Origin of the sequence: Citrobacter sp. Cb080, from assembly GCF_030334745.1 — a bacterium.
Lineage (GTDB): Bacteria > Pseudomonadota > Gammaproteobacteria > Enterobacterales > Enterobacteriaceae > Citrobacter > Citrobacter braakii.
Genome location: NZ_JAOWDG010000085.1, coordinates 167,740 through 176,143, shown reverse-complemented (window position 1 = coordinate 176,143; position 8,404 = coordinate 167,740). Strand labels below are relative to the sequence as shown.

General features: G+C 52.1%; 12 protein-coding genes. 5 read left to right on the top strand and 7 right to left on the bottom strand.

Annotated features, from left to right (window positions below):
* From tnpA to ecnB, 3 genes are all read left to right on the top strand, one after another.
* On the top strand, positions 1–273 hold a 273-nt coding region (tnpA, locus tag OGV38_RS24895; protein WP_286473102.1), incomplete at its 5' end, for an IS200/IS605 family transposase.
* 120 nt (positions 274–393) lie between these two features.
* Positions 394–528: a lipoprotein antitoxin entericidin A gene (gene ecnA, locus OGV38_RS24890; RefSeq protein WP_016151394.1), complete on the top strand. Its 135-nt coding sequence runs from the start codon at positions 394–396 to the stop codon at positions 526–528.
* 107 nt (positions 529–635) lie between these two features.
* Positions 636–782, top strand: coding sequence for a lipoprotein toxin entericidin B (ecnB, locus tag OGV38_RS24885; protein WP_016151395.1), 147 nt, complete (start codon positions 636–638; stop codon positions 780–782).
* 30 nt (positions 783–812) lie between these two features.
* On the opposite strand, the gene OGV38_RS24880 is transcribed toward ecnB, so the two are convergent.
* Positions 813–1,412: a helix-turn-helix transcriptional regulator gene (locus OGV38_RS24880; protein ID WP_046275848.1), complete on the bottom strand. Its 600-nt coding sequence runs from the start codon at positions 1,410–1,412 to the stop codon at positions 813–815.
* Positions 1,413–1,668: 256 nt separating this feature from the next.
* On the opposite strand from OGV38_RS24880, the gene sugE reads away from it, so the two are divergent.
* Positions 1,669–1,986, top strand: a complete 318-nt coding sequence (sugE, locus tag OGV38_RS24875; RefSeq protein ID WP_016151397.1) for a quaternary ammonium compound efflux SMR transporter SugE — start codon at positions 1,669–1,671, stop codon at positions 1,984–1,986.
* Here sugE and OGV38_RS24870 read toward each other — a convergent pair.
* Together OGV38_RS24870 and blaCMY are read right to left on the bottom strand one after the other, a co-directional pair.
* Positions 1,983–2,516, bottom strand: a complete 534-nt coding sequence (locus OGV38_RS24870; RefSeq protein WP_016151398.1) for a lipocalin family protein — start codon at positions 2,514–2,516, stop codon at positions 1,983–1,985. The two genes, sugE and OGV38_RS24870, sit on opposite strands and share 4 nt — an antisense overlap.
* A gap of 93 nt (positions 2,517–2,609) precedes the next feature.
* Positions 2,610–3,755: a CMY-2 family class C beta-lactamase gene (blaCMY, locus tag OGV38_RS24865; protein WP_247799419.1), complete on the bottom strand. Its 1,146-nt coding sequence runs from the start codon at positions 3,753–3,755 to the stop codon at positions 2,610–2,612.
* Positions 3,756–3,886: 131 nt separating this feature from the next.
* Between blaCMY and ampR the strand changes: the two genes are divergently transcribed.
* Positions 3,887–4,759: a LysR family transcriptional regulator AmpR gene (gene ampR / locus OGV38_RS24860; protein ID WP_019078192.1), complete on the top strand. Its 873-nt coding sequence runs from the start codon at positions 3,887–3,889 to the stop codon at positions 4,757–4,759.
* 44 nt (positions 4,760–4,803) lie between these two features.
* Here ampR and frdD read toward each other — a convergent pair whose 3' ends face one another.
* Genes frdD through frdA form a run of 4 tightly spaced genes read right to left on the bottom strand, consistent with a single transcriptional unit; the run spans position 4,804 to position 8,094 of the window.
* Positions 4,804–5,160: a fumarate reductase subunit FrdD gene (frdD, locus tag OGV38_RS24855; protein ID WP_003025535.1), complete on the bottom strand. Its 357-nt coding sequence runs from the start codon at positions 5,158–5,160 to the stop codon at positions 4,804–4,806.
* 10 nt (positions 5,161–5,170) lie between these two features.
* On the bottom strand, positions 5,171–5,566 hold the full coding sequence (frdC, locus tag OGV38_RS24850) for a fumarate reductase subunit FrdC (protein ID WP_016151401.1): 396 nt from the start codon (positions 5,564–5,566) through the stop codon (positions 5,171–5,173).
* Between the two features lie 10 nt (positions 5,567–5,576).
* Positions 5,577–6,311, bottom strand: a complete 735-nt coding sequence (gene frdB / locus OGV38_RS24845; protein ID WP_016155500.1) for a fumarate reductase iron-sulfur protein — start codon at positions 6,309–6,311, stop codon at positions 5,577–5,579.
* Entirely contained in the window at positions 6,304–8,094 is a 1,791-nt protein-coding gene (gene frdA / locus OGV38_RS24840) for a fumarate reductase (quinol) flavoprotein subunit (protein WP_016151402.1), read from the bottom strand. Before frdA ends, frdB begins: the two co-directional genes overlap by 8 nt.
* Positions 8,095–8,404: the final 310 nt, after the last annotated feature.

Genomic DNA, 8,404 nt, shown 5'->3' with positions numbered 1-8,404 from the left:
CATATGCTTGTGGAAATCCCACCCAAAATGAGCGTATCCGGCTTTATGGGGTATCTGAAAGGGAAAAGCAGTCTGATGCTGTATGAACAGTTTGGGGATATGAAATTCAAGTACAGGAATAGAGAGTTCTGGTGCCGGGGATACTACGTAGATACGGTGGGTAAGAACACGGTGAAGATACAGGAATACATAAAGCAGCAGCTTGCAGAAGATAAAATGGGTGAGCAGTTATCGATCCCTTATGCGGGTAGCCCGTTTACGGGCCGTAAGTAACGAAGTCTGATGCAAATGTCAGATCGTATGCGCCTGTTAGGGCGCGGCTGGTAACAGAGCCTTATAGGCGCATCCGAAAAACCTCCGGCTATGCCGGAGGATATTTATTCCAGGGCAGGAATGATGAAACGTCTTCTCAGTCTTGTAATGCTCATCCTTTTCACCAGCACTCTCCTGGCGGGGTGTAATACCGCGCGCGGCTTCGGTGAAGACATCAAACATCTTGGCAATTCAATCTCTCACGCCGCCAGCTAACACTCTCTCATAGTCTTAAAAACGGTTGTTTATCCATCACACTTCCGGATCTTGTCTATTATTAATGAGCTATACACAAACAATATTGGCTAGAAAAGGAAGACGTTATGGTTAAAAAGACAATTGCAGCGATCTTTTCTGTGTTGGTTCTTTCTTCAGTATTGACTGCGTGCAATACCACGAAAGGTGTTGGGCAGGATATCTCTGAGGGCGGTAGCGCAATCTCTGGTGCAGCGACAAAAGCTCAACAATAATCATGAACGGTACGACGTCACGTCGTACCGTTAATTCCCCTTCCCGGGGAGTGAGAGAAACGGTGAGAAGCGGTTCCCCATGTGCAGTTTCATGCGGATATTCCGTTTATAGGTGTAGACCGTCTTGCCATGAATGCTGAGTGCGGCGGCTATCGCATTGTTACTCACACCATCCATCCACATTGACAATACTTTTTCCTCCTGCGGCGTAAGCAGCGGAGTCGCGTTTTCGGCTATTTCTAATGTGGGGCGAAGCTGTAGCGCCTCCTGAATCGTGTGTGAGAGCGCGTTCAGCGTGGTGTGCTTGGTTAAGACCGAATAGGCGACGGATTGAGAGGAAGCCATTGAGGTGTGCTGTCTTTCAACTGATTGCAGTAAAATCAGCGGGATGACGCCGCAGCTCATGAAAAAGGGTTTAATTGGCGGACTGGTATGCGTCTCGCTAATAAAACTGTATAAATCCGCGATCACCAGATGCGGCTTCCACTGCAAAATATGCTCTTTTGCTAACAGGAGATTATTGATCCCTGACACAAGAAATGAGGAGCTGAACCTGCCAGAATGATTAAGCAAGGCCTCAATCCCTGTGCGGGTAAAGTGGCACCGGTCAATCACTAAAATTTTAAGCATAACCTTTTCGCATTCAGAAGAGAGGCAATCGACTTTCCGGATTCAGAAAGCCCTTCATCATAGAGAACTCCGATGAGTGCCAAATGCGGGAACTACGCCGCTAATTATGCTTAATTCTTGCTTTTAGCGGGCAGCGAATAAAAAGGTTGAAATTCATTTTCTCTCGGGCAAAAATGCCATTTCACACATCAGCTTTGCAGGACGACCTGCAAACGCTTCTTTCACCGGGGACGGCCCCATTGTTCTGGAGCCTGATATGTCCTGGATCGTTTTATTAATTGCAGGTCTGCTCGAAGTTGTCTGGGCGATTGGCCTGAAATATACCCACGGTTTTACGCGTTTGACGCCAAGCATTATCACTATTGTGGCAATGATCGTCAGTATCGCCATGCTCTCCTGGGCAATGCGTACGTTGCCTGTAGGAACCGCCTATGCCGTATGGACGGGTATCGGCGCAGTCGGCGCGGCCATTACAGGGATTCTGCTGCTGGGTGAATCTGCCAGCCCGGCGCGGTTACTGAGCCTCGGGCTGATTGTGGCCGGTATTATTGGCCTCAAGCTGAGCACCCACTAAGCACCAGGCTGTTTTACCCAAATCAGCTTATTCACCTCAAACCCTTCCCGGGTCGCGATGGCCAGCATTTGCTGTTTCATTTCATCTGAAATAGTAGGGGTCCGTGAAAGGATCCACAGGTAGTCGCGATCCGGCCCGCAAACCAGCGCGTGACGATATTCCCTGTCGAGGGCAATCACGTTATACCCGCCATAGAAGGGGCCAAAAAACGAGACCTTGAGCGCAGCGCGGTTTGGGTCGCCAGTGAAGTAGGCTTTCCCCTCCGTTTTCTGCCACATTCCTCTGTCCGGGTTATAGCCCTTGTTAATAACATTGATACCGCCGTCGTCGCGCAGGCTGTAGGTAGCAGTCACTTTTTCCAGTCCGCGTTCGAATCGATGGTCGAAACGCGCAATTTCATACCAGGTGCCCAGATAGCGTGTGGCATCAAAGTTATTTACTACGGTAACACCTTTCGGGGGTGTTGGGGTGCTGCAAGCGACAACCAGAAATGCAGCCGTAACTGCAGCAACGACGGGCAGAATGCGCATGGGATTTTCCTTGCTGGATTTTTGTTAAGTGTAGATGACAGCAGGAAAAAAAGAGAAAGAAAGGAAGCCCAATATCCAGGGCCTCCTTGTCCGTTACTGCAGTTTTTCAAGAATGCGCCAGGCGGCCTCGACGCGAACAGGGTTTGGGTAGCTCTTGTTTGCCAGCATCACGATGCCAAGGTTTTTTTCTGGAACGAAAGCAACGTAGCTGCCAAATCCGCCAGTGGAGCCCGTTTTATGCACCCATGAGGCTTTCACGGCAGGCGCGGGCGGGTTTACCTCAACGGCAGGAAGCGCTGCCAGTGCCACTTTGCTGTCGCTACCGCTAATTATCGAGTCGGCTTTCACCGGCCAGTTCAGCATCTCCCAGCCCAGGCCCTGGTACATATCGCCAACACGCCAGTAACGTGACTGCGCAAGCTCGATGCCCTGCTGGAGCGTTTTCTCCTGAACCTGGCTGGCGTCCATGTTGGCCTGAACCCAACGGGTCATATCGATAACGCTCGATTTCACCCCGTAGGCTTCGGCATCAAGTTGGCCAGGGGATACATGCACTGGCTTTCCTTCGCGATAACCCCAGGCATAATCTTTTTGTTCGCTCTGCGGAACCGTAATCCAGGTATGCGCCAGTTTTAAGGGGCGCAGGACGCGTTTGGTCATCGCCTCTTCGTAGCTCATGCCTGAGGGTTTGACCGCCAGGGCACCAAACAGACCAATGCTGGAGTTAGCATAAAGACGTTTAGCGCCTGGGGCCCATTGCGGCTGCCAGTTTTGATAAAAGCGTAGTAACGCGGCTTTATCCGTAACGTCGTCCGGAACCTGAAGCGGCAGGCCGCCTGCCGTGTAGGTGGCTAAGTGCAGCAGGCTGATACCTTGCCACTGCTTACCAGTCAGTTCAGGCCAGTACTGCGTGACCGGATCGCTGAGCTTAATTTCGCCGCGGGCGATAGCATCGCCGCCCAGCACGCCGTTGAACGTTTTACTGACCGATCCGAGTTCAAACAGCGTTTGTTGAGTGACTGGACGGTTATTGGCGATATCGGCTTTACCCCAGGTAAAGTAATAAGGTTTCCCCTGATAGATAATCGCAACGGCCATACCCGGAATAGCCTGCTCCTGCATCAGCGGTGTGATGGTGCGGTTAACGATATCGGCAATTTGTTGTTCTGTTTTTGCGGCGGCAAACGTGGAGAAAGAAGCTGTCAGCAGCAGCGCGCAGCAGATCGATTTTTTCATCATGAAATCAGTTCCGTAATTAAAAGCGAAAGGGTGTCCGGGCCCGTCAGACGTAATCAGTGTGTTTGATTTGCACCGTGTTGACAAACGGTTAAATTTAGCAGCAGATATAAGTTTTTCTAACAGGCCAGATAATGACACGTAGCTATATCCCCCTTAACTCGCTGCGGGCTTTTGAAGCAGCGGCCAGACATCTCAGCTTTACCCGCGCTGCGATTGAGCTCAACGTGACGCATTCTGCAATAAGCCAGCATGTGAAAGCGCTGGAGCAACAGCTGAATTGTCAGCTTTTTGTGCGTGGTTCTCGAGGGTTAATGTTGACGACTGAAGGGGAAAGTCTGTTACCTGTACTTAATGACTCTTTCGATCGTATGGCGGGGATGCTGGATCGTTTTGCCACTAAACAGACTCAGGAAAAACTAAAAATTGGCGTGGTGGGGACCTTTGCGGTCGGCTGTCTTTTCCCTCTGTTGAGCGACTTTAAGCGCCACTATCCGCATATTGATTTGCATATCTCCACCCACAATAACCGTGTGGATCCCGCCGCCGAAGGGCTGGATTATACTATTCGCTACGGAGGAGGAGCCTGGCACGATACCGATGCGCAATATTTGTGTAGCGCGCTGATGTCTCCGCTGTGTTCACCGACATTGGCCTCGCAGATTAAAGCACCTGTGGACATCCTGAAATTTCCGTTATTACGATCGTATCGGCGTGATGAATGGACGCTTTGGATGCAGGCCGCCGGAGAAGCGCCTCCGTCACCGACGCACAACGTGGTGGTGTTTGACTCGTCCGTCTCAATGCTGGAAGCCGCGCAGGCGGGGATTGGTGTGGCAATTGCACCGGTAAGAATGTTCACGCATTTGCTCAGTAGTGAACGTATCGTGCAGCCTTTTTTAACGCAGATTGATCTGGGGAGTTACTGGATAACGCGTTTACAATCTCGTCCGGAGACGCCCGCGATGCGTGAGTTTTCCCGCTGGTTGACCGGGATGCTGCACTAATAAAAAGGCCCGCCATTGGCGGGCCTGATAATTAACGCATGCGATTAGATGGTCAGGATCCCAATAGCCGTTACAACGGTCAGGATAGCTGCCAGTCCGTAGAATACCCATTTGCCCGCAGGCACGTGGATTTTCAGGTCATGCATCGCGTGGTGCATACGGTGTAAACCACACCACAGCGGCAGAACGATCATCAGGAACAGAAACGCACGTCCGATGAAGCTCTGAGCGAATGCCAGTACGCGTTCATAGCTGAAAGCATCAGGAACAAAGCCCAGCGGCAGCATAATGCCGACCAGCAGGATCATCACCGGCGCAATGATTGCGCTCCACATACCGCCTGCACCAAACAGGCCCCAGAATACGGGTTCGTCAGAGCGTTTTGGATTTGGATTAATCATTCCGGACTCCTTACCAGAACAGGGCAACAAACAGTATTACTACTGTCGCAACCACAGTAACTGCCCAGAGACCTTTGATGATCGGCTCTGGCCCCATTTTTTCGTCTTTTACGATGATGTTGGCAGCTTTTGGCGCCAGCTCAAACCAGGTTTTGGTATGCAGCAGCGCTGCTGCCAGGGCGATAATATTCAGGATCACCACCACCGGGTTTTGCAAAAAGGCGACAAAGCCCATCCAGGACTCTGCACCATGCTTGAGTGCAAACAGGCCGATAATCAGTTCAATGCTGAACCAGACTGCCGGAACCGCCGTGCCTTCGCGCAGCATGTAAAAACGATAAAATGGCAGCTTTTTCCACCAGGTGGACGTCATTGGTCGCACATAGGGTTTGCGTTTAGTCGTCATCGTGCACTCCTTAGCGTGGTTTCAGGGTAGCGATAAGAAAGTCTTTTGAACTTTCAACTTTACCCTGCTGAATGGCCGCAGCCGGATCGACGTGTTTCGGGCAGACTTCGGAGCAGTAGCCCACAAAAGTACAGGACCAGACGCCGTTCGGGCTGTTCAACTGAGCCATACGCTCCTTCTTACCGTGGTCGCGGCTATCTTCGTTGTAACGATGCGCCAGCGTAATCGCAGCCGGTCCAATGAACTCTGGGTTCAGGCCGAACTGCGGGCACGCGGCGTAGCACAGACCACAGTTGATGCAACCGGAGAACTGATGATACTTCGCCATCTGCGCCGGAGTCTGGGTGTTTGGACCCTGATCCGGTGTACGCGGGTTACCGATGATGTACGGTTTGATCGCTTCCAGGCTTTCGATAAAGTGCGTCATGTCGACGACCAGATCGCGCTCAATCGGGAAGTTGCCCAGCGCTTCAACCTTCATGCCGCTGGTGTAATCACGCAGGAAGGTTTTGCACGCCAGTTTAGGTACATTGTTGACCATCATGCCGCAGGAGCCGCAGATCGCCATACGGCAGGACCAGCGGTAGCTCAGGTCCGGTGCCAGGTTATCCTTGATGTAGCCCAGCGCATCCAGCAGTGACGTGGTTTCATCATAAGGAACTTCGTAGAAAGCACTGTGCGGCGCGGTATCGGTTTCCGGGTTATAGCGCACCACCTCAACTTTCAGGTTTTTCATCTCAGCCATTCGCCTTCTCCTTCTTATCGGCTGCTTCCGCTTCGCCACCGTAAACACGTTTAGCCGGTGGCAGAGTGGTGATTTTCACGTCGCTGTATTCCAGGCGAGTCGTGCCGTCAGCATCGCGGAAGGCGAGGGTGTGTTTGAGGAAGTTCACATCGTCACGCTCGGTGCAGCCTTCATCCAGACGCTGATGCGCGCCGCGGGATTCTTTACGCGCCAGAGCAGAGTGCGCCATACATTCAGCAACGTTCAGACCGTGACCCAGTTCGATGGTGTACAGCAGGTCGGTGTTGAAGACGCTGGAGGTATCAGTGATACGTACGCGCTTGAAGCGTTCCTGCAGCTCCGCCAGTTTATCAACGGTTTTCTGCATGAGTTCCGGTGTACGGTAGATACCGCAACCTTCTTCCATGGACAGGCCCATTTCGTCACGGATCTTAGACCAGTTTTCGTTACCTTCCTGGTTAACCAGATCTTTCAGACGTTTTTCAACGCCAGCAACCTGCGCATCGAGCGCGGCACTGTTTGCAGCGCCAGCCGTTGCAGCACGTTCTGCAGCCTGTTCACCGGCCATACGACCGAAGACCACGAGTTCCGCCAGGGAGTTAGAACCCAGACGGTTAGCGCCATGCAGACCAACAGAGGAACATTCGCCCACAGCGAACAGACCTTTAATGCGGGTTTCACAGTGCTGATCGGTTTCGATACCGCCCATGGTGTAGTGCGCGGTAGGACGTACCGGGATCGGCTCTTTAACCGGATCGACACCCACGTAGGCTTTCGCCAGTTCACAGATGAACGGTAAACGTTCGAGCAGTTTTTTCTCGCCGAGGTGACGGAGGTCGAGGTGAACCACATCGCCACGCGGGGTGGAAATGGTGTTGCCTTTACGCCATTCGTGCCAGAAAGCCTGAGAAACTTTGTCGCGCGGACCGAGTTCCATGTATTTGTTTTTCGGTTCGCCCAGCGGGGTTTCCGGACCCATGCCGTAATCTTGCAGATAACGGTAGCCGTTTTTGTTGACCAGGATACCGCCTTCACCACGGCAGCCTTCGGTCATCAGGATACCAGAGCCTGGCAGACCCGTCGGATGATACTGAACGAATTCCATATCACGCAGCGGAACGCCGTGGCTCAGCGCCATGCCCATACCGTCGCCAGTTACGATGCCGCCGTTGGTGTTGTAACGGTAAACACGACCTGCGCCGCCCGTTGCCATCACAACAGCATTAGCACGGATCTGCATCAGCGTGCCTTCCATCATGTTCATGGCAACCAGGCCGCGAGCATGGCCATCATCAACCAGGATATCCAGAACGAAGTGTTCGTCAAAGCGCTGAATCTGCGGGAACTGCAAAGATGTTTGGAACAGCGTATGCAACATGTGGAAGCCGGTTTTATCCGCGGCAAACCAGGTACGCTCGATTTTCATACCGCCGAAGCGACGTACGTTGACGCTACCGTCTTCACGGCGGCTCCATGGGCAGCCCCATTGTTCCAGTTGCGTCATTTCAGTTGGGCAGTGGTGGACAAAGTAATCCACGACATCCTGCTCACACAGCCAGTCTCCGCCTGCTACCGTATCGTGAAAATGGTAGTCAAAGCTGTCATGATCCTGCGCGACAGCAGCAGAGCCGCCTTCGGCAGCAACGGTATGGCTGCGCATTGGGTACACTTTTGAGATCAGTGCGATTTTAGCGTTGGGATTTGCTTGTGCGGCAGCAATTGCAGCACGTAATCCCGCGCCACCGGCGCCTATAATGGCAAGATCGGCTTGAAAGGTTTGCACGACATTCCTCCAGATTGTTGTTATTTCATTCCTGCCTGAAATCAGATGCTTCATCGGCTTCAAACAGGTTATGAACGCGTTTCCACTGCTCCTTTATAGGTACAATAGTATAGTCTCAGGGATGTGCGGGAAATTTGACGTGTTCGATTTTTTTAGCGTGTCAAAGGGGGGAATTATCATTGAATTTGATTAATTTAATTACTAAACCACCCCATGTCGCTTTTTTTATCCAATTGCCAGTGTGGATTATTGGCGCGCGAAATTTGTCTCGTTAACGCGATACGAGTAGACTTCGTGCCCTTGTCTTAAA